The 22,647-nt window shown below is 67.0% G+C and carries 22 protein-coding genes; 16 read left to right on the top strand and 6 right to left on the bottom strand.

The window, feature by feature from the left end; all coding sequences use genetic code 11:
• Positions 1–3: 3 nt before the first annotated feature.
• The 11 genes from AC1DFR_RS10300 to AC1DFR_RS10250 all read left to right on the top strand — a co-directional run bounded on the left by AC1DFR_RS10300 (position 4) and on the right by AC1DFR_RS10250 (position 7,867).
• Positions 4–477, top strand: coding sequence for a hypothetical protein (locus AC1DFR_RS10300; protein WP_476873260.1), 474 nt, complete (start codon positions 4–6; stop codon positions 475–477).
• 196 nt (positions 478–673) lie between these two features.
• Complete coding sequence (locus tag AC1DFR_RS10295) at positions 674–1,195, top strand: Asp23/Gls24 family envelope stress response protein (protein ID WP_230012588.1); 522 nt, start codon at positions 674–676, stop codon at positions 1,193–1,195.
• Complete coding sequence (locus tag AC1DFR_RS10290) at positions 1,192–1,383, top strand: hypothetical protein (RefSeq protein ID WP_223914590.1); 192 nt, start codon at positions 1,192–1,194, stop codon at positions 1,381–1,383. Before AC1DFR_RS10295 ends, AC1DFR_RS10290 begins: the two co-directional genes overlap by 4 nt.
• Positions 1,380–1,763 carry a hypothetical protein gene (locus AC1DFR_RS10285; protein ID WP_476851809.1) on the top strand — a complete coding sequence of 128 codons (384 nt, stop codon included), beginning with the start codon at positions 1,380–1,382 and terminating at the stop codon, positions 1,761–1,763. Before AC1DFR_RS10290 ends, AC1DFR_RS10285 begins: the two co-directional genes overlap by 4 nt.
• Complete coding sequence (locus AC1DFR_RS10280; protein WP_476873259.1) at positions 1,760–2,419, top strand: hypothetical protein; 660 nt, start codon at positions 1,760–1,762, stop codon at positions 2,417–2,419. Before AC1DFR_RS10285 ends, AC1DFR_RS10280 begins: the two co-directional genes overlap by 4 nt.
• Positions 2,416–3,027, top strand: coding sequence for a hypothetical protein (locus tag AC1DFR_RS10275; protein WP_230007798.1), 612 nt, complete (start codon positions 2,416–2,418; stop codon positions 3,025–3,027). The genes AC1DFR_RS10280 and AC1DFR_RS10275 overlap by 4 nt, the downstream gene beginning before the upstream one ends.
• A gap of 152 nt (positions 3,028–3,179) precedes the next feature.
• Positions 3,180–4,463, top strand: coding sequence for an ABC transporter substrate-binding protein (locus tag AC1DFR_RS10270; RefSeq protein ID WP_028277787.1), 1,284 nt, complete (start codon positions 3,180–3,182; stop codon positions 4,461–4,463).
• Positions 4,464–4,470: 7 nt separating this feature from the next.
• Positions 4,471–5,508: a carbohydrate ABC transporter permease gene (locus tag AC1DFR_RS10265; protein WP_026266860.1), complete on the top strand. Its 1,038-nt coding sequence runs from the start codon at positions 4,471–4,473 to the stop codon at positions 5,506–5,508.
• Positions 5,505–6,404, top strand: a complete 900-nt coding sequence (locus tag AC1DFR_RS10260; RefSeq protein ID WP_223914586.1) for a carbohydrate ABC transporter permease — start codon at positions 5,505–5,507, stop codon at positions 6,402–6,404. Before AC1DFR_RS10265 ends, AC1DFR_RS10260 begins: the two co-directional genes overlap by 4 nt.
• A 10-nt stretch (positions 6,405–6,414) precedes the next feature.
• Positions 6,415–6,669, top strand: a complete 255-nt coding sequence (locus AC1DFR_RS10255; protein ID WP_079552393.1) for a hypothetical protein — start codon at positions 6,415–6,417, stop codon at positions 6,667–6,669.
• A gap of 130 nt (positions 6,670–6,799) precedes the next feature.
• Positions 6,800–7,867, top strand: a complete 1,068-nt coding sequence (locus AC1DFR_RS10250; protein WP_476873258.1) for a LacI family DNA-binding transcriptional regulator — start codon at positions 6,800–6,802, stop codon at positions 7,865–7,867.
• A gap of 16 nt (positions 7,868–7,883) precedes the next feature.
• On the opposite strand, the gene AC1DFR_RS10245 is transcribed toward AC1DFR_RS10250, so the two are convergent.
• Both AC1DFR_RS10245 and AC1DFR_RS10240 read right to left on the bottom strand, forming a co-directional pair.
• Positions 7,884–8,795: a DUF8083 family protein gene (locus tag AC1DFR_RS10245; RefSeq protein ID WP_476870142.1), complete on the bottom strand. Its 912-nt coding sequence runs from the start codon at positions 8,793–8,795 to the stop codon at positions 7,884–7,886.
• A 31-nt stretch (positions 8,796–8,826) separates the two neighbouring features.
• A complete protein-coding gene (locus AC1DFR_RS10240) occupies positions 8,827–9,633 on the bottom strand; it encodes an exodeoxyribonuclease III (protein WP_476873257.1) in 807 nt (268 codons plus the stop codon).
• 131 nt (positions 9,634–9,764) lie between these two features.
• Here AC1DFR_RS10240 and AC1DFR_RS10235 point away from each other — a divergent pair, with 131 nt between their 5' ends.
• From AC1DFR_RS10235 to AC1DFR_RS10220, 4 genes are all read left to right on the top strand, one after another.
• Positions 9,765–11,264, top strand: a complete 1,500-nt coding sequence (locus AC1DFR_RS10235; protein ID WP_476873256.1) for a CoA-acylating methylmalonate-semialdehyde dehydrogenase — start codon at positions 9,765–9,767, stop codon at positions 11,262–11,264.
• Positions 11,264–12,412, top strand: a complete 1,149-nt coding sequence (locus AC1DFR_RS10230) for an enoyl-CoA hydratase/isomerase family protein (RefSeq protein ID WP_476873255.1) — start codon at positions 11,264–11,266, stop codon at positions 12,410–12,412. The genes AC1DFR_RS10235 and AC1DFR_RS10230 overlap by 1 nt, the downstream gene beginning before the upstream one ends.
• Positions 12,405–13,364, top strand: coding sequence for a 3-hydroxyisobutyrate dehydrogenase (mmsB, locus tag AC1DFR_RS10225; RefSeq protein WP_476873254.1), 960 nt, complete (start codon positions 12,405–12,407; stop codon positions 13,362–13,364). Before AC1DFR_RS10230 ends, mmsB begins: the two co-directional genes overlap by 8 nt.
• Before the next feature lie 68 nt (positions 13,365–13,432).
• Positions 13,433–14,212: an enoyl-CoA hydratase gene (locus tag AC1DFR_RS10220; protein WP_223914579.1), complete on the top strand. Its 780-nt coding sequence runs from the start codon at positions 13,433–13,435 to the stop codon at positions 14,210–14,212.
• Positions 14,213–14,248: 36 nt separating this feature from the next.
• Here AC1DFR_RS10220 and AC1DFR_RS10215 read toward each other — a convergent pair whose 3' ends face one another.
• From AC1DFR_RS10215 to AC1DFR_RS10200, 4 genes are all read right to left on the bottom strand, one after another.
• Positions 14,249–17,428, bottom strand: a complete 3,180-nt coding sequence (locus AC1DFR_RS10215) for a bifunctional cytochrome P450/NADPH--P450 reductase (protein ID WP_476873253.1) — start codon at positions 17,426–17,428, stop codon at positions 14,249–14,251.
• 248 nt (positions 17,429–17,676) lie between these two features.
• Positions 17,677–18,675 carry a zinc-binding metallopeptidase family protein gene (locus AC1DFR_RS10210; protein WP_476851798.1) on the bottom strand — a complete coding sequence of 333 codons (999 nt, stop codon included), beginning with the start codon at positions 18,673–18,675 and terminating at the stop codon, positions 17,677–17,679.
• Between the two features lie 54 nt (positions 18,676–18,729).
• Positions 18,730–19,236, bottom strand: a complete 507-nt coding sequence (locus AC1DFR_RS10205) for a MarR family winged helix-turn-helix transcriptional regulator (protein WP_223914576.1) — start codon at positions 19,234–19,236, stop codon at positions 18,730–18,732.
• A 2-nt stretch (positions 19,237–19,238) separates the two neighbouring features.
• The gene (locus tag AC1DFR_RS10200) at positions 19,239–20,984 is read right to left on the bottom strand and encodes an AMP-binding protein (RefSeq protein ID WP_476873252.1); all 1,746 of its coding nucleotides are present in this window, start codon (positions 20,982–20,984) and stop codon (positions 19,239–19,241) included.
• Between the two features lie 366 nt (positions 20,985–21,350).
• Here AC1DFR_RS10200 and AC1DFR_RS10195 point away from each other — a divergent pair, with 366 nt between their 5' ends.
• Positions 21,351–22,484: an acyl-CoA dehydrogenase family protein gene (locus tag AC1DFR_RS10195; protein WP_476873376.1), complete on the top strand. Its 1,134-nt coding sequence runs from the start codon at positions 21,351–21,353 to the stop codon at positions 22,482–22,484.
• Positions 22,485–22,647 lie beyond the last annotated feature (163 nt).

The following is a 22,647-nucleotide window of genomic DNA, read 5'->3' as shown; positions in this document are numbered from 1 at the left end:
ACCGTGACTTCGAAGAATATTGCCCGTCCTCTCGCCGCAACCGCCCTCCTCGCAGCCCTGGCGCTTACCGGGTGTTCGGCCCCGCAAGCCGGCAGCGCGCCTTCGTCCGCCGCGGGCACGTCCGCCGGTGGCGAGTCCACCGCTTCCACGTCCGCCACGCCGAGCCCCAGCGGGACCTCGGGACCGTTCGGCGGCTTCACCAGCGCAGCCGAGGCGTGCTCCAAGATCTCGGAGCAGGCAACCGGCGCCACGCTCCTTCCGCTGTCGGCCGCCCAAGGCAAGACGGCGGAACTGGAACAGTTCAAAACGGAGCTGGCCGAGACGGCCGAACGCGTCCCGGACAGCCTCAAGGCCGACTTCGCCAACCTCAAGGAGGTGGCCGTTGCCGGAGTCACCGACCAGACGGTCTTCTCCAGCGGAAAGCTCCAGGCCGCCATGGCGCCGGTCACGACCTGGATCGCCACCAACTGCAAGTAGGGGGTTCGGCCAGGCCAACGCCCGCGTCGGCCCCCGGCTGACATCCCGCGGCGGACAGACGGCTGGCCTTGTCCCCGATGCAGGCCGCCCGTTCCCGCCCCCACCTGCATGGACTGTGGGAACGGGCGCCGCAAGATTCCCCCACGCGCCCCAAGGCAGGGACTAGGGTTGTGTCAAAGAGAAGGGGGAGTGCGTTATGGAATACCAGAATTCTCAACCCGTCGCCGGTCCTGCGGCCGGTCAACACGTTGCCGGGCTCGCAGCCGGTCAGCCCGGTCCCGATGCCCTGGTCAGTCCTACAGACGGTCTGTCCGCGCCGGCCGGCACCGGCCGCACGGTCATAGCGGAAACTGCCGTCGCCAAGGTAGCGGGCATCGCCGCCCGATCGGTGCCCGGCGTCTATTCGTTGGGATCAGGACCCTCACGCGCCCTCGGGGCCATCCGCGACGCCGTCGGCAACGCTGATCACGCAGCAGGCGTCCGCGTGGAAGTCGGCGAAACGCAGGTCGCCGTGGACATCGATCTTGTTGCGGTGTACGGCACCCCCCTGCAGACCCTCGCGGACCAGGTCCGCGCCGTCGTCTACGCCGCCGTCGGGGAACTGGTGGGTCTCGAAGTGATCGAGGTCAATATCGAGATCAACGACGTTTATGTGCCCGGCCCGGCCAAACCGGCCGCGTCCGCCGAGGCCCGGCCAGTCAGGGAGGCAATCCAATGAGTCTGACGGTAGTGGGAATCGCCATGGGCGCCTTCGTGGCCTTCATGTCCTTCCAGTTCGGTGTCTGGGGCTTCCTCGGCTCCCTGTTCTTCATGGCCATTGGCGCCCTCCTGGGCCGGGCCGCAGAGGGGAAGCTGGACCTGCGAAGCGTGTTTGACGCCCTCACGGGCCGGCGTTCCTCCTCATGAGCATCACGGCAGAAGCGCCGATCCCCGGCGCCGCGGTGGCCGGGCACAACCGCATCAGCACCCAGGCCCTGACGAGCGTGGCCCGGGCGGCCGCGGGGGAGGCCCTCGGTGTCCCGGCGCACGACGTCCGCGCCGACTGGTCGGACGATGACGGGCTGCTCGCCCTGTCGCTTGTCATGCCCGTCGCGGTCCCGAATCTCACCGCTGTGGTCCGGGACCCCGGCCGCGTCGCCGGATTCGGCGGTTCCATCTGGGAGCGTGCCGTCGCCGCCAAGGCCGAGATTCTGCGCCGCGTGACGGAACTGACCGGAGCGCAGCTGAGCCGGGTGGACATCCGCATCAGCGGGGCCGCCGTGCGCGGGGGAGGCCGGGTACATTGAGCCAGGACACCCAGAACGCCGGGATCGACTCCGCCGGGCACGACGCCGATGCGGTGCAGGGGAGCGCGCCGTTGGGTTCCGGCGCCGCGGGCATGGGCCGGATAGTGAAACGGGAGACGCACACATCGCGCGCTGTTGTGTCCGTGATCGCGGCCGGCCTGGTCATGGTCGTGTTCGGCTATGCGCTGCTTGAGACCGGGGTCCGTGCGATCGGGCAGCCGCCGTGGCTCGTGGATCCGCAGACCGCGGCCGAGCGGGTAGTCGCGCTCCCGGCGGGAATCCCGCCGCTTCTGCTCGGTGTCACGGGCGCTGTGATCGCGATGGCCGGATTGTTCTTCTTCCTCAATGCCGTGCTGCCCGGCCGGCGGGCACGCCACCTGCTCCCGGACCGCCGGGCCGCCGTCGTGGTGGACGATGAGGTGATCGCCGCTGCCCTGGCGCGCCGGGCCCGGCTGGCCGCCAACGTGGCCAAGGAACAGGTGATGGTGGTCGTGTCGCGGAATCGGATCACGGTCAACGTCCGGCCGACCTCCGGTGTGCCGCTGCGCCCGGACGCCGTCCTGGATGCTGTGCGCCGGGAAGTGGAGGAAATGGGCCCCTGGCCGATGCCGGAAGTGCGGATCCAGGTATCCACAGCCGGGGTGGTGGGGGCATGAACAACACCCCCCGGGCGCTGAACCGCGTACTGATTGGCATCCTTGGCATCCTGCTCCTCGCCGTCGGCGTCCTCCTGATACTGCTTGCAAGCGTCCCGGCCGTGGGCGTGTGGTGGCATGAGTGGGCCGGCGGCGTCCTGAGCTTCTGGCTCGATTTGTTCGAACGGACGCAATTCCCCCGCCGCCAGGGGAGCTGGCTGTGGCTTGCCATCTGCGTGGCGCTGCTGGTGGTGATTGGCCTGATGATCGCCTGGATTGCCCAACAGGGTACGGGCCGGACCAGCCTGCTCGTGGCAGAGGAGGACCCGGGTGAGGTGCCCGGCAACGTCGGAATCAGCGGCGGCGTGGCGGAGCAGACTCTCCGCGCGGCGCTGGCGGACCGGCCCGACCTGGCCGGCGTCACGGTCGCCGCCTACAAGATCAGCGGTGAGCCGGCCCTCAAGATCCGGGTGGAACCGCGCCAGGGCGTCGCCCCGCACCGGCTCGCCGCCGAAGTTTCCGCCCTGGTAGAGGCGCTCGACGCGGTGATCGGCAAACGCACCCCGGTGCTGATCCACATCGGATCCGGCGCGCGGTCGCGGTTCGGCCGTTCCGAGCGGGTCCGCTGAGGTGGCCGGCCGGCGGGCGGGCCACGGAATCTCCTTTGCATAAAGGTTTCATGTAAACGCTTGCATTCCGGACTGCCTGTTGATTACTGTGATGGTCGGCACACCATCAGTACGGCCGTTTTTCACCGGTACTCAGCGAGGAGCACTCCAGTATGAAAACCCGCAATTTCCTACTTCCCGTCGCCACGGCAGGCATTTTGGCTATCACCCTTTCGGCGTGTGGCGGCGGAGGTGGCGGCACTACCAGCGGCAGCGACGCCGCCTCGCAGGGCCTGGACGGGCGCGGCCCCATTACTTACGTTCAGGGCAAGGACAACAGCAACGTGGTCCGCCCGCTGATCGACAAGTGGAACGCCGCCCACCCGAACGAAAAGGTCACCTTCAAGGAGCAGACCGACCAGGCCGACCAGCAGCACGACGACCTCGTCCAGCACTTCCAGGCCAAGGACCCCGGCTACGACGTCGCGAGCGTCGACGTCGTCTGGACCGCCGAATTCGCCGCCAAGGGCTGGCTGCAGCCGCTCAAGGACAAGATGGCGCTGGATACCTCGGCCATGCTGAAGCCGACCGTTGATGCCGCTTCCTACAAGGGCACGCTGTACGCGGCACCGGAATCATCCGACGGCGGCATCCTGTACTACCGCAAGGACCTGGTCCCCACGCCCCCGAAGACCTGGGACGAGATGATGAGCATGTGCTCCATCGCCAAGACCAACAACATCGGCTGCTACTCCGGCCAGTTCAAGAAGTATGAGGGGCTGACCGTCAACGCCTCCGAGGCAATCAACTCCGCCGGCGGAGCCGTGCTGGACGAGAACGGCAAGCCCAACCTGCTCACCGCGGAGGCAAAGGCCGGCATGGCCAACCTGACCAAGGCCTACGCAGACGGCTCGATCCCGAAGGAAGCCATCACGTTCCAGGAAGAGGAAAGCCGCCAGGCATTCCAGGACGGCAAGCTGCTGTTCCTGCGCAACTGGCCCTACGTCTACAACCTGGCCACCACCGAAGGCTCCTCCAAGGTCAAGGACGTCCTGGGCATGACCGCACTCCCCGGCAAGACCGGTCCGGGCGCCTCGTCCCTCGGCGGCCACAGCGCCGCGATCAGCGTCTACTCCAAGAACAAGGCCACCGCGGTGGACTTCCTGAAGTTCCTCACCACCGAAGAGACCCAGAAGTTCTTCGCCACGCAGGGTTCGCTCGCACCGGTGCTCGGCAAGCTCTACGACGACAAGGAGCTCGTCGCCAAGCTGCCGTACCTGCCGGTCCTGAAGACCTCGATCGAGAACGCCGTGCCGCGCCCGGTCACCCCGTTCTACCCGGCCGTCACCAAGGCCATCCAGGAAAACGCGTACTCGGCCATCAAGGGCGAGAAGACTGTAGACGCGGCCCTGTCCGACATGCAGAAGTCCATCGAGTCCGCTAGCGCGGGACAGTAGGTCCATCATGGCAACTGAAGTAGGCCCGACGTCGGTCAAGGCACCGGCGTCGGGCGGGGCACCGATCCACCACGCACCCAAGGGTGTTGGGGAGGACAACCGCATCGCGACGCAGGGGCGCTGGGCAGCTTGGCTGCTGGCGCCGACCATCCTCGCATTGTCGGTAGTGATCGTGTATCCGATCATCACCGCCATTGTGATGTCATTCCAGAAGGATGCCGGTCTGGACCCCGCTACGGGTCTCTTCGTTGAGGGTGGCCCGGCCGGCTTCTCGAACTACTACAACTGGATTTTCCAGCAATGCCCGGCACCGTCCGGCGGAACCGTTGACTGCCCGCCGGGAACCCTCGGCGCGCAGTTCTGGTCCGCCACCGGCACCACGTTCTTCTTCACCATCGTGACGGTGGCACTGGAGACCGTGCTCGGCTTCTGGATGGCCGTCATCATGGCACGGGCCTTCAAGGGCCGCAGCCTGGTCCGTGCAGCCGTCCTGGTGCCGTGGGCCATCCCCACCGCCGTGACGGCCAAGCTGTGGCTGTTCATCTTCGCCTTCGAAGGCATCGGCAACAAGCTCTTCAACACCACCGTCCTATGGACCGGCAGCGAATGGCCGGCCAGGTGGGCCGTGATCATCGCGGACGTCTGGAAGACCACGCCGTTCATGGCGCTGTTGATTCTTGCCGGCCTGCAGATGATTCCCGCGGAAGTGTACGAGGCGGCCAAGGTCGACGGCGCCTCAGCCTGGCAGCGGTTCCGGATGATCACCCTGCCGCTGGTGAAACCGGCGCTCATGGTGGCCATCCTGTTCCGCACCCTGGACGCGCTGCGCATGTTCGACCTCCCCTACATCCTGACCGGCGGAGCGAACAACACCACCACGCTCTCCATCCTGGTGATCAACCAGATCAGGCAGGGCTTCAACGCGGCGGCGGCTTTGTCCACCATCACGTTCATCATCATCTTTCTGGTGGCTTTCATCTTCGTGCGCTTCCTCGGAGCGAACGTGGTGGAGCAGCAGACCGGCGCAGGTAAGGGGAAGAAATGACCGCCGCGACGAGCGCCGCAACCGAGCTGCGCGCAGAGCAGGACCGGGGGCGGAAGGCCGCGCAGAACCGCGAGAAGTGGGCCCAGAGCCGGACCTACATCAGTGCGGTCGTGATCCTCTTCTGGTGCCTGGCTCCGGCCTACTGGATGGTGGTGACGGCGTTCCGCGACGTCGGCTACACCTACGACACCTCGATCCTGCCGACTCACATCACGCTGGACAACTTCAAGACGGCGTTCGACACGTCCTTCGGCAACCACTTTGGCCAGGCACTGCTGAACAGCTTGTTCATCGGCACCGTCGTCACCCTGGTGTCGCTGGTGATCGGCGTGTTTGCCGCCTACGCACTGGCCCGCTTGAACTTCAAGTTCAAGTACCTTGTGCTGGGCTTCATCCTGGGCGCTTCCATGTTCCCCGGCGTCGCCCTCATCACCCCGCTGTTCCAGCTCTTCACGAACATCGGCTGGATGGGCACCTACCAGGCCCTGATCATCCCGAACATCTCGTTCGTGCTGCCGCTGACGGTCTACACCATGACCTCCTTCTTCCGGGAGATGCCGTGGGAGCTCGAGGAATCGGCCCGGGTGGACGGCTGCACGCAGGGACAGGCCTTCCGGAAGGTCATCATGCCGCTGGCCGCACCGGCCATCTTCACAACCGCCATCCTGGCCTTCATCTCATCGTGGAATGAATTCCTGATCGCCAGCCAGCTTTCGTCCGACGCAACGCAGCCGGTCACCGTGGCCATTGCGAGCTTCGCCGGTGCGCAGCCGAACCAGATTCCGTACACCGCCATCATGGCTGCGGGCACTATTGTGACCATTCCCTTGGTCATCCTGGTGCTGGTGTTCCAGCGTAAGATTGTCGCGGGCCTCACGGCCGGCGCGGTTAAGTGACTGAGGCGTGATGACTGACGAGCAGAACCAGGGTCACGTGCCGGCGACGCGTCGAAAGGTGCGCTCCGGCGAGGACTTCGACATCATCATCGGGTTCCTCGGCTTTTGGGCCGTGGTGCTGCTGGTGGTCACTGTCTGGATGGAAGTGACCGCCCAGCCAGCCCTCTTCTGGGCCCTGGGTCTGCTCGCCATGTTGCTGGCCCTCTACGGGATGATCCGGCTGCGCCGGCGTTTGCCGCGCCGGACGGCCAGCCGGCACTCCTAGCAGGGGGACAGCAGCCGGGCAGGAGCCGGGCAGCAGCCGGGCAGGATTATTCAGCCGCCGGGGGGAGGCGGACGCAACACGTCTGCGGGCAGCCGCCAGGCTTCCACGGACCGTTAATTAGGGGGCACAGGTGGCACGGACGGAACGGGCGCAGCGCGGCGGCCACTCGGGCGTCAGCATTGAGGATGTCGCCGCCGCTGCGGGCGTGTCAACGGCCACCGTATCCCGTGCCGTCCGGGGACTGCCCCGTGTTTCCCCGGCAACCCGCGAGAAGATCCTCGGCATCGCCGAATCCTTGGGCTACGTCGCGTCGTCCTCGGCGTCCGGCCTGGCGACGGGCCGGACCAAAACCATCGGCGTCCTGGCCCCGTTCGTCAGCCGCTGGTTCTTCTCCAAGGCCATCGAGGGAGCCGACCGGGAACTCCACTCCCGGCAGTACAACCTTTCCCTCTTCAACCTCGGCGGCCACGGCAGCCACCGTGAGCGGCTCTTCAGCAAGACCATGGTCTACAAGCAGATCGACGCCCTGCTGGTCCTCTGCATGGCGCTCACCCACGAGGAAATCGAGCATCTCCAGAAAATCGACATCCCGCTGGTGGTGGTGGGAGGCCACGTCGAGGAGTGCCCCTACATCGGCATCGACGACTACGCCGCGGCCGCCACCGCAGTGCGCCACCTGATCGGGCTGGGCCACACGGACATCGCGCTCCTGCACGGCGACGACGAAACCGACCTCAACTTCGACGTCCCCAGGGTCCGGATCCAGGCTTTCCACGACATCATGGGCGAGTCGCGGCTGCCCGTCCGGGCCGAATGGGACCTCTGGGGGGACTTCACCGTCCGCAGCGGTCAGGAGGCATTCCGCCGCCTCTGGGCCACCGGCGGTGCCAAGCCCACAGCAATCTTCTGCGCCTCCGATGAGATGGCCATGGGCGTCATCTTCGAGGCCAACAAAGCCGGTGTGCGCGTCCCGGAGGACCTCTCGGTCATCGGCATCGACGACCACGACTTCGCCGAGGCCATGGGCCTGACCACAGTCGGGCAGCGCCCGGACCAGCAGGCCGAACTCGGCACCAAAATGCTGCTGGACGAGCTCGACGGCATTTCCGGCTCCGTGCAGTCCGCTGTGGCGCCGCACCGGCTGATTATCCGGACGACGACGGCGCCGCCGCTGCGCCAGTCCACGCGGCTCAGCTAGCGGAGTTCGGGCCGCGCTAGGACGCGCGGGCCAGCTGGCGGATCGGCACCCAACGCGAGGCCAGCCGGCGGTAGGCCGCGGCGGCGCCGGTCATGTCCCCCTCCGCCAGGCACTCGATGCCGAGGCGTACGTCCAGCGGCGAATCATCCGGATAGACCTTGTCTGCCACCCCGCCGTAGTCGAGTTCCACCGCCGAGTCCGGGTGGAAGAGCTCAAGCCATTCCGTTAACTGGGTCAGGTCCTCAAGCATGTCGAGATCGGGCGCGGCGAGGGCCAGGTGCGCCACCGCATAGCTCACCCGCTCCAGCGCGTTGCTGATGCCGGCGCGGATGCGGACCGTCACAATGTGGCCGTCGGCTTCGACGACGTCGGTGGGATCCGATTCCTGGAAAAGGCAGAACCAGCTGAACGGAATGCCCCACGTGGACGCCCTGGTGTGGACCCGGCTCAGGCCATCGTGGGCGCGCACCTCATCAATGCGTTCCTGGTGTTTGTCCCGCTGTTCTTCCGGGATCAGCAGCTGGGCCAGGGGCCCGTGGATGCCTTCCATCAGGGCATTGGCGGCCAGCCCGGCGCGGAGGACCAGCTGGCTGGGGCAGTACAGCAACCGGTCGGGCTGCGGGGCGGCCGCAGTCCCGGACCCGGCGGCGTCGTGCGCTGCGCCGGACGGGGCCCGCCTGGCCGGAGCCGCGACAACGCGCACCAGATCGGTCCGGCCGGTGGGAAACGGATCCCCGTCGGGCCGGGTGATGCGGCCCAGGGACGCCAGGAGCTCGGCGTTCTCCACAGCCGCGCGGGACGCCTGGCCGGCGCCGGCGGCCTCCAGGGTCTTCCGTTGCTGTTCGGGGAACGCCTCGAGGGGCTCGTAGATCCGGAGCGCGGAAGAGAACGGCAGCCCGGACTGTCCGTGGTAGATGCTCCCCGTCATTGGATCACGACGCTTCCCTGGCCGGCAGCCATTAGTCCGCCAGTTCCGCAATCACCGGGGCGTGGTCCGAGGCGCCCTTGCCCTTGCGCTCCTCGCGGTCGATCATCGCACCGGTGACCCGTGCCGCCAGGGCCGGGGAGGCGAGGATGAAGTCGATCCGCATGCCCTCCTTTTTCGGGAAGCGGAGCTGCGTGTAATCCCAGTAGGTGTAGACGCCGGGCCCCGGGGTGTGCGGGCGGACGACATCCTGGAAGCCGGCCTCCTCGAAGGCATGGAAGGCGGCCCGCTCAGGTTCACTGACGTGGGTGAGGCCCTCGGAGCGGAAGTAGTCGATGTCCCAGACGTCATCATCCAGGGGGGCGATATTGAAATCGCCCATCAGCGCAATCTGCGCCTCGGGGTCCTCCTTGACCCAGGTGCCGGCGTGGTTTTTCAGGATGTCCAGCCAGTTGAGCTTGTAGGGCATGTGCTCATCGTCGAGGGCGCGGCCGTTCGGGACATAGAGGCTCCAGACCCGGACGCCGCCGCACGTGGCGCCGATGGCGCGGGCCTCCTGCACGGCGTCCTTGCCGCTCTTGCCGAACACGGGCTGGTCCAGGAAGGTGCGTTCGACGTCGTCGAGTCCCACCCGGGAGGCGATCGCGACGCCGTTCCACTGGCTCAGGCCGAAGTGCGCCACCTCGTAGCCCATGTTCTCGAAGAGCTCCCAGGGGAAGTTCTCGTCCTTGCATTTGGTTTCCTGGATGGCCAGGACGTCGCAGTCCGTGCGCTGAAGCCAGGACTCCACACGGTCGGCGCGGGCACGGAGCGAGTTCACATTCCAGGTAGCAATCTTCACAGTCCCTAACTTACCGAACTTGGCCCCCGGACGAAGCCGCCGGCCGGCTCCGTCCTCTGGAAATTAGTAGGAAGTCCGAGTATATTCGGCTGCAGAGATGATCTAGGTCACATGCAAAGGAGCATTCGGTCATGGTTCGAAAACTATCCCATTACATTGACGGGCAGCGGGTTGAGGGAACCTCCGGCCGGTTCAGCGACGTCTATGATCCCTGCACCGGCGAGGTCCAGGCCCGGCTGCCGCTGGCCAGCACCGAGGAGGTGCGCAACGTCATCGCCAGCGCCGAAAAGGGGCAGGTGGAATGGGCCGCGATGAATCCGCAGCGCCGCGGCCGGATCCTGCTCAAGTTCGTGGACCTGGTCAACGAGCACATGGACGAACTCGCCACCCTGCTGTCCTCCGAGCACGGCAAGACCTTCCCGGACGCCAAGGGCGACATCCAGCGCGGCATCGAAGTGGTCGAGTTCGCCGCCGGCGCCCCGCACCTGCTCAAGGGCGAGTTCTCGGACAACGCCGGAACCGGCGTCGACGTGCACTCGATGCGCCAGCCCCTCGGCGTCGTAGCCGGCATCACGCCGTTCAACTTCCCGGCCATGATCCCGCTGTGGAAGTCCGGGCCGGCGCTCGCCGCCGGCAACGCCTTTATCCTCAAGCCCTCCGAACGGGATCCCTCCGTGCCGCTGCGGCTGGCCGAGCTCTTCACCGAAGCGGGCCTCCCCGATGGCGTCTTCAACGTCGTCAACGGGGACAAGGAAGCGGTGGACGCGCTGCTGGAGGATCCCCGGGTCCAGGCCATCGGGTTCGTCGGCTCCACGCCCATTGCCCAGTACATCTACGCCACCGCCGCGGCGAACGGCAAGCGCGCGCAGTGCTTCGGCGGCGCCAAGAACCACATGGTGATCATGCCCGACGCGGACCTGGACATGGCCGCGGACGCCCTGATCGGGGCAGGCTTCGGCTCCGCGGGCGAGCGCTGCATGGCGATTTCGGTGGCCGTTCCGGTGGGCCAGAAGACCGCGGACGTCCTCGTGGAGAAGCTTCAGGAGCGGATCGCCGGCCTCAAGGTCGGCCACAGCCTCGCCAAGGACTCCGATTTCGGCCCGGTGGTGGCGGCCTCCGCGAAGGACCGGATCGAAGGCTACATCGCCTCCGGCGTCGAAGAAGGCGCGAGCCTGGTGACCGATGGCCGCGGCCTGAAGGTGGAAGGCTACGACGGCGGCTTCTGGATCGGACCCACGCTGTTCGACAACGTCACGAAGGACATGAAGATCTACAAGGAGGAAATCTTCGGCCCGGTCCTCAGCGTGCTCCGCGCCGAAGACTACGACGAGGCCCTCCGGCTCTGCAGCGAACACGAGTTCGGCAACGGCGTGGCCATCTTCACCCGCGACGGCGACGCCGCCCGGGACTTCGCCAGCCGGGTCCAGGTGGGCATGGTGGGCATCAACGTCCCCATCCCCGTGCCGATTGCTTACTACACCTTTGGCGGCTGGAAGGCGTCCGGATTCGGCGACCTCAACCAGCACGGGGCCGACGCCTTCCGCTTCTACACGAAGACCAAGACGGTCACCAGCCGCTGGCCGTCCGGTATCCGCCAGGGCGCCAGCTTCATCATGCCGGAAGGCAGCTGATGGGGGCGGACGTTGCGCGGGTAGCGGACAGTGGAGCAGCGGCAGGCGAACCCTTGGCCGGGGAAGCAGGGGAAGTGACGTTTGAACGGCGCGGCCACCTCGGCGTCGTGACCCTCAACCGGCCCGCGGCCGTCAACGCCCTGACGGCCGGCATGGCCGCCGCGATGCTCGAACAGCTCACGCTCTGGGCCGACGACGACGCCGTGGCTGCGGTGCTGGTCCGCGGCGCCGGGGACCGGGGCCTCTGCGCCGGCGGTGACATCGTGGCCATCTACCGGGACATGCTCGACGGCGGGGACGCCACCGCAGACTTCTGGGCCGTCGAGTACCGGCTGAACCTGGTCATCTCCGAATACCCCAAGCCGTACGTCGCGTTCATGGACGGGCTGGTGTTGGGCGGCGGCGTGGGGATCTCGGCCCACGGCTCCGTACGGATCGTCACCGAACGCACCCGCACGGGCATGCCCGAAACGACGATCGGGTTTGTACCCGACGTCGGCGGCACCCTGCTGCTCTCCGGCTCGCCGGGGGAGACCGGCACCCATGCGGCCCTGACCGGAGCCCACCTGAGCGGCGCGGACGCACTGTTCCTGGGCCTCGCCGACTGCTTCGTGCCCTCCGGCCGTTTGCCGGACCTGGCGGCAGCGCTCGAAACCGAGGCGGCCGAGGCCGCTGTGGCCCGATTCGCCGAACCGGCACCGGCTTCAGTCCTGGCCGCACAGCAGGAATGGATCGACGCCTGCTACTCCAGCGACGACGCCGAGGAAATCCTGCGCCGGCTGCGGGCCTTCGGTGGAGAGGCGGGCGGGGAGGCCGCCGCAGCCGGTGACACCATCGAGGCCAAGTCGCCGACGGCGGTCAAGGTGGCGCTGGAATCCCTGCGCCGGGTCCGCGGCCTGAGCCTGGAGCAGGCGCTGGAGCAGGAGTACCGCGTCGGCCTGCGCTTCCTTGACGGCCCGGACTTCCGCGAAGGCATCCGCGCCCAGGTGGTGGACAAGGACCGCAATCCCCGCTGGAAGCCCGCCACCCTTGCCGAGGTCACCGGGACGGACGTCGCGGCCTACTTCGCCCCGCTGGGCGGGCGCGAACTGAAACTCTCTCCGAAAGAGAACAACGCGGAGAACAACAAGGAGAAGAACCATGTCTGACGCAGGAGCCCCGGTTACCGGCACCATCGCCTTCCTCGGCCTGGGCCACATGGGAGGCCCCATGGCCGTCAACCTGGTCAAGGCCGGCTACCGGGTGACCGGCTTCGACGTCGTGCCGGCGGCCCTGGACGCCGCCCGGGAGCACGGCATTCCCACTGCCGGGACGGCTGTCGAGGCGGCGGCGGGCGCCGCCGTCGTGCTGACCATGCTGCCCAGCGGCAAGCACCTCCTTGACGCCTACCGCGGCACGGGCGGTACGCCCGGCCTGCTCGAAGCCGCCGCCCCGGGCACCATGTTCCTGGATTGCTCAACCATCAACGTGGACGAGGCCCGCGAGGCCGCAGAACTCGCGGTCGCAGCCGGCCACCGCGCCGTCGACGCCCCCGTGTCCGGAGGCGTGGTGGGCGCCGAGGCCGGCACGCTCACATTCATGGTCGGTGCCCTCCCGGAGGACTTCGAGGCCGTCAATCCGCTGCTGGAAGTCATGGGCAAGCGGGTGGTCCACTGCGGCGCGCACGGTGCCGGCCAGGCGGCCAAGATCTGCAACAACATGATCCTGGGCGTCTCGATGATCGCCGTCAGTGAGGCCTTTGTGCTGGGCGAGAAGCTCGGCCTGACCCACCAGGCGCTGTTCGACGTCGCTTCCGCCGCCTCGGGACAGTGCTGGGCGCTGACCACTAATTGCCCCGTGCCCGGTCCGGTCCCGACGAGCCCCGCCAACCGGGACTACCAGCCTGGCTTCGCCGGGGCGCTCATGGCCAAGGACCTCAACCTGGCCCTCAACGCGTTGCAGAGCACCGGCGTCGCGGCCCGGCTAGGGCCGCTCGCGGCCGAAATTTACGATACGTTTGCCGCGGAAGGCGGTGCCGGCCGGGACTTCTCGGGCATCATCACCGACATCCGGGAAAAGTCGGAAGCAGGCAAATCCGAGGCAGGCACGGCCGGGCACTAGTCCCGGACCGAAGCCAACGCGCAACATCAGAACCAGAACCAGACCAGCACCACCGAAGGGGACCACCCATGACGGAACAGTACGCAAACATCCTGGTGGAGCGCCGCGGCCGCGTGGGCCTCGTGACGCTCAACCGGCCCGAGGCCCTCAATGCCCTGAACAAGGCCACGATGGACGAGCTGGTGAAGGCAGTCGCCGGGATGGACGCGGACCCGGGGGTCGGTGCCGTGGTGGTGACCGGTTCGGCGAAGGCCTTTGCTGCCGGCGCGGACATCAAGGAAATGCAGTCCAAGGGCTACATGGACATGTACGCGGCGGACTGGTTCCGCGGCTGGGAGGACTTCACCCGGCTCCGCATCCCCGTCGTGGCAGCCGTGTCCGGCTTCGCGCTCGGCGGCGGCTGCGAGCTGGCGATGATGTGCGACTTCATCATCGCAGGGGACAACGCCAAGTTCGGCCAGCCGGAAATCAACCTTGGCGTGCTCCCCGGCATGGGCGGCTCGCAGCGCCTGACCCGCGCAGTGGGCAAGTCCAAGGCGATGGACATGATCCTGACCGGCCGCTTCATGGACGCCGAGGAGGCCGAACGCGCGGGCCTGGTGTCCCGGGTGGTCCCCGCCGCGGACGTCGTCGAGGAGGCGCTGAAGGCGGCCGAGGTGATTGCGTCCAAATCCAAGCCGGTGGCGATGGTGGCCAAGGAAGCGGTGAACGCCGCGTTTGAGACCGGGCTTGCCCAGGGCGTGCTGTTTGAACGGCGCGTGTTCCACTCGCTGTTCGCCACCGAGGACCAGAAGGAAGGCATGGCCGCCTTCACCGAGAAGCGGCAGCCGGAGTTCAACCACCGCTAGGCGGCACCGGCCGGCCGTGGGAGCGGCGGGGCGGCCTCAGGTGAAGATGTCGGCCACGTACCTGCCGTGGGTGCGCTCCACCTCATCCATCCAGGCCTCGGCCTCCGCCTTGGAGGCGCCGGTCGCTTCCTGGTAAATGAGGGCGCACGTGTCCCGGACCTGCGGCGCCATGTGCTTGCCGTCGCCGCAGACATAGACCGTGGCGCCCTGCCGGACCAGCTCGACGACGTCGGCCCGGTCTGCCCAGAGCCTGTCCTGGACGTATTTCAGGCCGTCCTCCGGTGCGGTGGAAAAGACCGGCCGCAGATCGAGGTTGGCTTGGTCCGCCCATGACGCGAGTTCCGAGCGGTAGAGGAAGTCGGTGTCCGGGGCGCGGCAGCCGAAGAACAGCAGGGCAGGTGCCGGCGTCGTCTCCTCGGCCTCGGCCCGCAGCGCCCGGTCCTGGACGAACCCGCGGAAGGGGGCCAGTCCCGTCCCCGCGCAGACCATGATGAGCGGGACCGCCAGGGACGGCGGCGGGTGGAAGGCCGCGTTCGAGGGGCGGACAGTAACCGCGACCCTTGACCCGGGCCTGGCCTGGGCGAGGTAGGTGGACGAGGCCCCTTCGAAGACCCCGCGGCCGGACCACGCCGGAGCCTGGATGACGGCGAAGGTCAGGGTCACGTGGTCGGGGCTCCAGAGCGGGGACGAGGAGATGGAGTACCGCCGGGGGGTCAGCTGGGTCAGCAGTTGCAGGAACGAGGTGAACGACAGCTGGCATGACGGATACGTCTCCAGCAGGTCAAGGATGGAAACGCGTTTGTCGAGGATCTCGGCCGCGTACCGCCCGCGGTCCTGGGCCAGGGCCTCAAGTTCGGCGCGGTGGGCAGGATCGGCCGCGACATCCGCCAGGTCCTCGAGCTGGGTGCGGGTGGCAGGGACTGCGAGCTCCACGTAGCTGCTCAGCAGTTCGCCCACGGCCACCGGCGCGCCCGTGGGCAGGAAGGTGTCCCCGCGCTCCATGGTCAGCTGGACGTGCGAGTCGTAGTCGAGGTTGAAACGGGCCAGGGCCCGCTGCACGAGTTCGCTGGGATTCAGGGGCAGCACGGCCAGATAATCCCCGGTCCGGTAGCTCATCCCCTCGGGCAGGGCGATCTCGACATGCCGCTTGGACCGGGCGCCGGGCTTGGCCAGATCGACCAGTTCCCGGTTCGCGACGACGGTGCCCAGCGCCAGCCCGTTCTGGCGCAGCATCGGGTCCCGGACGTTGCCGACGAACTGCAGTTCCAGCTCGGGTTGAGCTGTCGGCTGGCTGGTCCGCTGCCCCAGGGCGGCGTCCACCGCGGGCCAGAATCCCGCGTACCACTCTTCGAAATCGCCGAAGAAGTCGCCGCGGGCGTTGGCTTCGCCCCGGACATAGATCCGCGTGGCACCGGCTGCCTCGAGCCGGGCGTCGATGGCCTTGGGCACCTCCTGGTACGTCCTCGCCCAGTCCTTGTTGCCGTTGCCGAAGACCGTGTACCGGACCCCGGCGAGGGCGCCCGGCCGCAGGCCCTCGGTCCAGGCCACGAATTTTCGGGCGTTGTCCGGCGGCTGCCCCTCGTAGGAGGACGTCACGATCGCGACGAGCCCCTCCGTGGGCAACCCGCCGGCCGCCTCGTCGAGCGGACCGATGGTGGGGCTGTAGCCGCGCCGTCCGGCGTCGTTGGCGAGGCGCTGGGCGAAGTCCTTGGACGTGCCTGCATTGGAACCGTAGAGCACCCGGATCGGGACGCCGTTGGGCGCGGCGGCCGCCGCTGCGGCTTCGGCCTGCCGTGCCTGTTCGACGTCGGCCCGGGGGCTGGCCGCGATGGTGACGTCCCGCCTGCGCACGTGGATGAACAGCCCTTCAGGCTTCATGGTCAGCGTGTGTTTGATCTGCAGCTCATAGCCCGGGTCCGCCGCCGTGACCTCGAAGCGCTGCAGGAGCTTGGCCAGGAAGAGCATGGCCTCCTGCAGGGCAAATCCCCGGCCGATGCAGGAGCGCTGCCCGTTGCCGAAGGGCTTCCAGGCATTAGCGGGGATTTCGGCGGCCCGTTCCGGGGAGAACCGCTCCGGGTCAAAGAGGCCGGCGTCCTCGCCCCAGGCCGCCTTGTCCCGATGCAGTTGCGGGATCAGGACCATGATGGGCTGGCCCGCGGGGACTTCGTAGCGGCCGCCGAGCATCGTGTCCTCGTAAGGAGTCACGTTGAACGCCGGAGCGGTGGGCCACAGCCGTAGCGTTTCCTTAAGGATCTGGTCCAGGTATCCCAGCCGGGGCAGGTGCTCGAACCTGGCGCTTTCGGTACCAAGGACCTCGTCCACTTGTGCACGCGCCTTGGCCAGGACGCCCGGATGGCGCAGCAGTTCGTAGAGTGTAAAGGACAGCAAGCCGCTGGTAGTCTCGTGCCCGGCGATCAGGAACGTGACCATCTGATAGCGGATGTTTTCATCGGATAGACGCTCACCGGTCACCGGGTCCGCCGCGCTGAGCATGGTGTCCAGGATGTCTTCGCTGCCGGGCGGGCTGGGGTTGCGCCGCCGGTCACTGATGATCTGTTCGGCGACCTCGAACATCAGGGCATGGTCTTCTTCGAGCTGGTGCCGCCTGCGCAGCATGATCTTGTTCTGCACCGGGAGCCTGCGCGCCCGGTCCCCGGATTCAACCAGGGCGCGGACCATGGCGCCGACGAACGGGTGCATCTCCTCCCGGTAGAGGCTGTTGAACCGGTAGCTGAACGAGCACAGGGCGATGGTGTCCAGCGTCAGGCGGGTGGTGCTGTCCGGAATGTCGATCCGCGCCGTGGGGCCCAGCCTCTCCCACTTGAGCAGCAGCTGCTCAACGATGTCGTCCATGCCGGCGAACATCCGCTTCAGCGCTGCAGGCCCGAACGCCGGCATCAGGATCCGGTGTGCCTTTTGCCAGTTGGGTTCCTGTGTATCTGCGGTGAACAGGCCGTCGCCGGCGAACTGCCTCACCTGCCGAAGGGCAACGCCCAGCACTTTGCCGAACCGGGACTCGTCGCACACCTCGTTGACGAGCTGCTGGGAAGAGATGGCGACGATACTGCGGTTGAAGAACTGGATGCGGACTATGGGGCCGTACCGCTCGGCCAGCTCGACTATTCCCAGGATTCCCTTGCTGGAGTCGATGTCCGGCAAATTGCCGACTACCGGCCTCGTGGGAGGCTGCGGTATGGGGACGCTGGGCGAAGTCATGGCCACTCCTAGGCGATCGCCAATGGACGCGCTGTGAGCACTGCTTACTGCCTGGCCGGACGGAACCGTCCTGCCGGAACCACGATACTCCGGTCCGATCCCGCACAAAATAGCTCCTGCCCGGCTTCGCGGGCCATCGTCCCTGACGGCCGAACGCCAAGAAGCGAAGGGTCGGAGACTGTTTTCTTCGTGCTGTCTGCCGGGACGCCCTTCTTGTCAGCGGGCGGGGTCAGCGGGCGGGGCGTTCCTTAGCCGGCGGCCGTCGCTGAGGTTCGCAGCCCGTGGACGAACTCAAGCTTGTCGATAACTGCGGCGGAAAGGACGAAGGGGTAAAGATCATCTTTCCCCATGCTGCGGTTGACCTGGTTCAGGGCAAGGGAGAGCGGCAGCCATTCGGTTTCCACAACTTCCTGGAAAGAGGTCCCCCGGGGAGTGCTTGGGATGAGTCCGAATTCCCGGGCGGTGTCGAGGGTGTCGCAGATGTGGAGGTAATGGGCGAACGACTCCGCAAAGTCCTCGTAGGGGTGCATGGTTGCGTACTTTGAGATGAACCGTTCATTCCAGTCCGCCGGGGCGCCTTCGCTGTAGTGGCGGTCTATCTCTGCCTGGTAATCCTTGGTGTCGTCGCCAAAGAGATTACGCGCCTCGCGCGTTCGTCCGTCATCGCTGAATACCAGCACCGTCTCAAAATAGTGCCCAACTTCATGCCGGAAATGCCCGAGCATCGTCCGGTACGGTTCATCGAGTTGGGTACGCATTCGTTCCCGATAGGCATCGTCGCTTTCGGCCAGATTGATGGTGATCACACCGTCAGCATGACCAATCACCACATTTTCCTTGACACTGGACAACAGGTCGAAAGCAAGTCCCCCATCAGGGTCTTCTGCGCGCGTGATGATCGGCAGGCCCAGCCCATCGAGCTCAGCAATGAGATGACGCTTGGCCCGCTCAGCCGCAATGAACTGCGATAGGCCTTTGGCGTCGCTGTCGTTCGGTCGAGTCCGCGTGAGCTCACAGCTGAAGCATTGACTGCCGCCCTCCGGGGCAAGCCAAGTGCAACCGGAAAGCAAAAAATTAGCGCACCGGTGCCAAGTGGCTCCCGACTCATCGGTGTACTGTCCCTGACTGCCGGTTGCGACTATGGCGCGGGCGTTCCGCAGGTATGCCAAGTTAGTTCCGCAGTGCAGGCAGACCGAATTTTCAAAGTACACGCTCGAACCGCAGACACCGCAGGATTGTTTTTTCACTTCATGATCTTAGCCGCGGCCACCGGGCTTCACCCGGTGCCCGGCGCCCGGGTCTCAGCCGCTGAAATCACCGGCGTTCCGGCGGAATGTGCCCAGGATCCGGATCAGCTGGTCCACGTCCTGGTCCGCGAAGCCGGACTGGCCAAAGACCTCGGAGTTCAGCACCGCCGTCGCCCGTTTGGCCAGGGTGCGGCCTTCCGGGGTGAGTTCGATCAGGGTGGTGCGGCCGTCTGTGGGGTGCGGCGAGCGGATCACCAGCCCGGCCTCCTGGAGCCGGTCCACGGCATTGGTGACTGAGGTGGGGTGGACCTGCAGCAGCGCGCTCGCCTTGTTCATGGGCAGCGCCCCGCTGCGGGCGAAGCTGAGCAACGCGAGCAGCTCGTACCGGGCAAAGGTGAGCCCGAACGGCTTGAGCACCGTCTCGATCCGGCCGAGCAGGATCTGCTGGGTCCGCATGATGGCGGTGATGGCGGCCATCGGGGCGGCGACGTCGGACCAGCCGTGGCGCTCCCAGTTCAGCCGGGCGTCGGCAATCGGATCTCGCGGCAGCGGTGTTCCCATGTTCAGCCCTGACCCTTGAGCCCGGGGAAATCGGAGTCGGAGTACTCGACGCCGAGGCCTTCCGGGACGGGCCCGCCGCCGTGGCGCACTTCCTCGCTGTGCCGCAGCTCCACGCGCCGGATCTTGCCGGAGATCGTCTTGGGGAGCTCGGCAAACTCCAGCCGGCGGATCCTTTTGAACGGTGCCAGGTGCTCCCGGCAGTACCGCAGGATGTCCTCGGCCAGCTCCGGGCCCGGCTGGTGTCCGGCCGCAAGAACCACAAAGGCCTTCGGCACCGACAGCTTGAGCGGGTCGGGAGAGGGGACGACGGCGGCCTCCGCCACCGCGGGGTGCTCAATCAGCACGCTCTCCAGTTCGAACGGGGACAGCCGGTAGTCGGAGGACTTGAAGACGTCGTCGCCGCGGCCCACATACGTGATGATGCCGCGCTCGTCCCGGCTCGCCATGTCCCCCGTGTGGTAGTAGCCGTCACGGAAAGCCTCCGCCGTCTTGTCCGGGTCGCCGTAGTACGCCTTCATGAGCCCCACGGGGCGGGGGTCGAGGCGCAGGCAGAGCTCGCCGTCGTCAGCCTCCTCACCAGTAGCGGGGTCCACAAGCACGACGTCGTAGCCAGGCAGCGGCTTGCCCATGGCGCCGATCTTGATCGGCTGGCCCGGGGTGTTCGCGATCTGCACGGTCGATTCGGTCTGGCCGAAGCCGTCCCGGATGGTTTGGCCCCAGGCGCGGTGGACCTGGTCGATCACTTCGGCGTTGAGCGGTTCGCCGGCGGACACCACCTTGGTGGGCGGATTCTTGAGCAGTGTGAGATCGGCCTGGATCAGCATCCGCCAGACCGTGGGCGGGGCGCAGAAGCTGGTCACGGATTCGCGGTCCATCTGCTCCATGAGCGCCCTGGCGTCGAAGCGTTCGTAGTTGTAGATGAACACACACGCCTCGGCGATCCAGGGGGTGAACACATTGGACCAGGCGTGCTTGGCCCAGCCCGGAGAAGCCACGTTGAGGTGCACGTCGCCCGGTTCCATGCCGATCCAGAACATCGTGGACAGGTGTCCCACCGGGTAGGACGTGTGCGTGTGTTCGACGAGTTTGGCCTTGGACGTGGTGCCCGAGGTGAAGTACAGCAGGAGCGTCTCGTCGGCCAGGGTGGGGGTGTCGGGGGTGAAATCCGTACCGGCCGCGGCAGCATCCGCGCCGTAGTACTGCAGGGCATTGGCCTGGGCAGCGGCGGGGTCCCCGGCGCTGGCGCCGACCTCAATCAGCGTGTACTGGCCGGCGACGTCGGCGAACTTCGCGATGTTGGCACTGCCGACGGCGGCCCAGGCCGCACCGCCGCGCTCCACCCGGTCCTGGAGGTCGGCCGGTCCCATCAGCGTGGTGGTGGGAATCATGACGATCCCCAGCTTGATGCCGGCCAGCATCAGTTCCCAGAGCTCCACCTGGTTGCCGAGCATGATGATCATCCGGTCCCCGCGCCGCACACCTGCCCCGCGCAGCCAGTTGGCCACCTGGGACGAGCGCCGGGAGAGGTCCGCGAAGCTGCGCCGGGTCGCGGACCCGTCCTGTTCAACGATCACCAGCGCGGGCTTGTCCGCCTTGGCCGGGTCCGCGGCGAGCTGGTCGAACCAGTCCAGGGCGAAGTTGAACTCCTCGAAGCGGGGCCACTGGAATTCGTTGCGGGCGCCGTCGTAGTCCCCGCGCAGGGCCAGCAGCCGGTCCCTTGCGGCCCGGAATTCCTCAGTCACGGTCATGGTGCACCTTTCGAAGTCCTCGGGCGCTGCCGTTCCGGGCGGTCGGTGGCACGGCGCCGTTGCCTGGGATCCACCGGCCCGGCACGGCGCCTGCCTAGTGATCCCCGTCACTGTGCAATATACTAGGACATCCAAGGGTTTGGAAGGGCGGCGCTGCTCTGCAGGCGTTGCATGACGAAGGGATACGTGCCCGTGCAGCCACAAGGACGTGCCAGCGGACCGGCCGCGAGAGCGGAAGACAGAGCCGAATCAAATACAGCGGAAAACACAGCGGAAAACACAGCGGGATCAGACACGGCGGAATCCGCTACCGCCGTCGCCGCATCCGAAGCCGCGGCGGAGCCGCCGTTTCCCGACGCCGACCTCATGTACATCGTGGACCTGCTGCCGCCGGACGAACAGCTCCGCTACCAGGAGGTCCGGGAATTCCTGCAGTCCCGGATCCGGGCCGCATCAATCGACTACTGGAACCGCGAGGAGTTTCCCTTTGGGCTGCTCGCCGAACTCGGCAAATACGGTTTGGGCGGGCTGCAGACGGACGGCACGTCCAAGCTCTTCAAGGGGCTCATGTATGTCGAGGTGGCGCGCGCCGACGTGTCCCTCTCGGCGCTCGTCGGGATCCACAACGAGCTGATCGTCGGCATGATCGACGAGCTCGGCTCGGAGGAACAGAAGTCGCGCTGGCTCCCTGGCCTCACCGCGTTCACCCAGCTCGGGGCGTTCGCCCTGACGGAGCCGGACCACGGCTCGGACATCGCCGGCGGCCTGGAAACCACCGCGCGGCTGGACGGCGACGAGTGGGTCCTCAACGGCGCCAAGCGTTGGATCGGCGCCGGCACCATCGCGGACTTCGCCCTCGTGTGGGCCCGGGACGTCGCTGACCAGCACATCAAGGGCTTCATCGTGGAGACGGACCGTCCGGGCTACACCGCAACCAAGATCGCCAACAAGATCGGCCTGCGCATCATGCAGAACGCGGACATCGTCCTCGACGAGGTCCGGATCCCGGCGGCCAACCTGCTGCCCGGCGCCACCAGCTTCTCCAAGGCCAACGAGCTCCTGCGCGATTCGCGGGCCTGGGTGGGCTGGCAGGGTGCCGGCATCCAGCTGGCCGCGTTCGACGTCGCGCGCGCCTATTCGCTGAAGCGCCGCCAGTTCGGCAAGGAACTGGCCCGCTTTCAGCTCATCCAGCAGCAGCTCGCCGAGATCCTGGGCAACGCGACCGCCTCCCTGGCCCTGATGGCCCAGCTGGCGCGCATCCAGGAAGAGGGCAAGCTCGAGATGGTCCAGGCCGCCATGGCCAAAGCGACCACCACGCGGCTGGCGCGTGCCTCGGTGGCGATGGGACGGTCCCTCATGGGCGGCAACGGCATCAGCAGCGACTATGAGATGGGCAAGCTCTTCGGCGACGCTGAGATTCTCTATACCTATGAGGGCAGCTACGAAATCAATTCACTGATCGTGGCGCGGGCCGTGACGGGAAAGTCCGCTTTCGTCTAGGCTCCCCGCGGGATCTAGACGATATGAGGTGTGGTGGTCGTCTGACGTAGGACTGGAACCCCGGGTTCAAAGAGGTTCGTGGGTTGCTGGTCCACGGTCTGTTCCGCAATCTGGTGCGGGGTGTGGACTGGTAGAGCCACATTTGAACGTCTGGAGGTTCCAG

This window comes from Arthrobacter sp. 05T410 (assembly GCF_056396505.1).
Note: the sequence above shows the minus strand (reverse complement) of the source record. Positions and strands in the feature narration are given on the sequence as shown.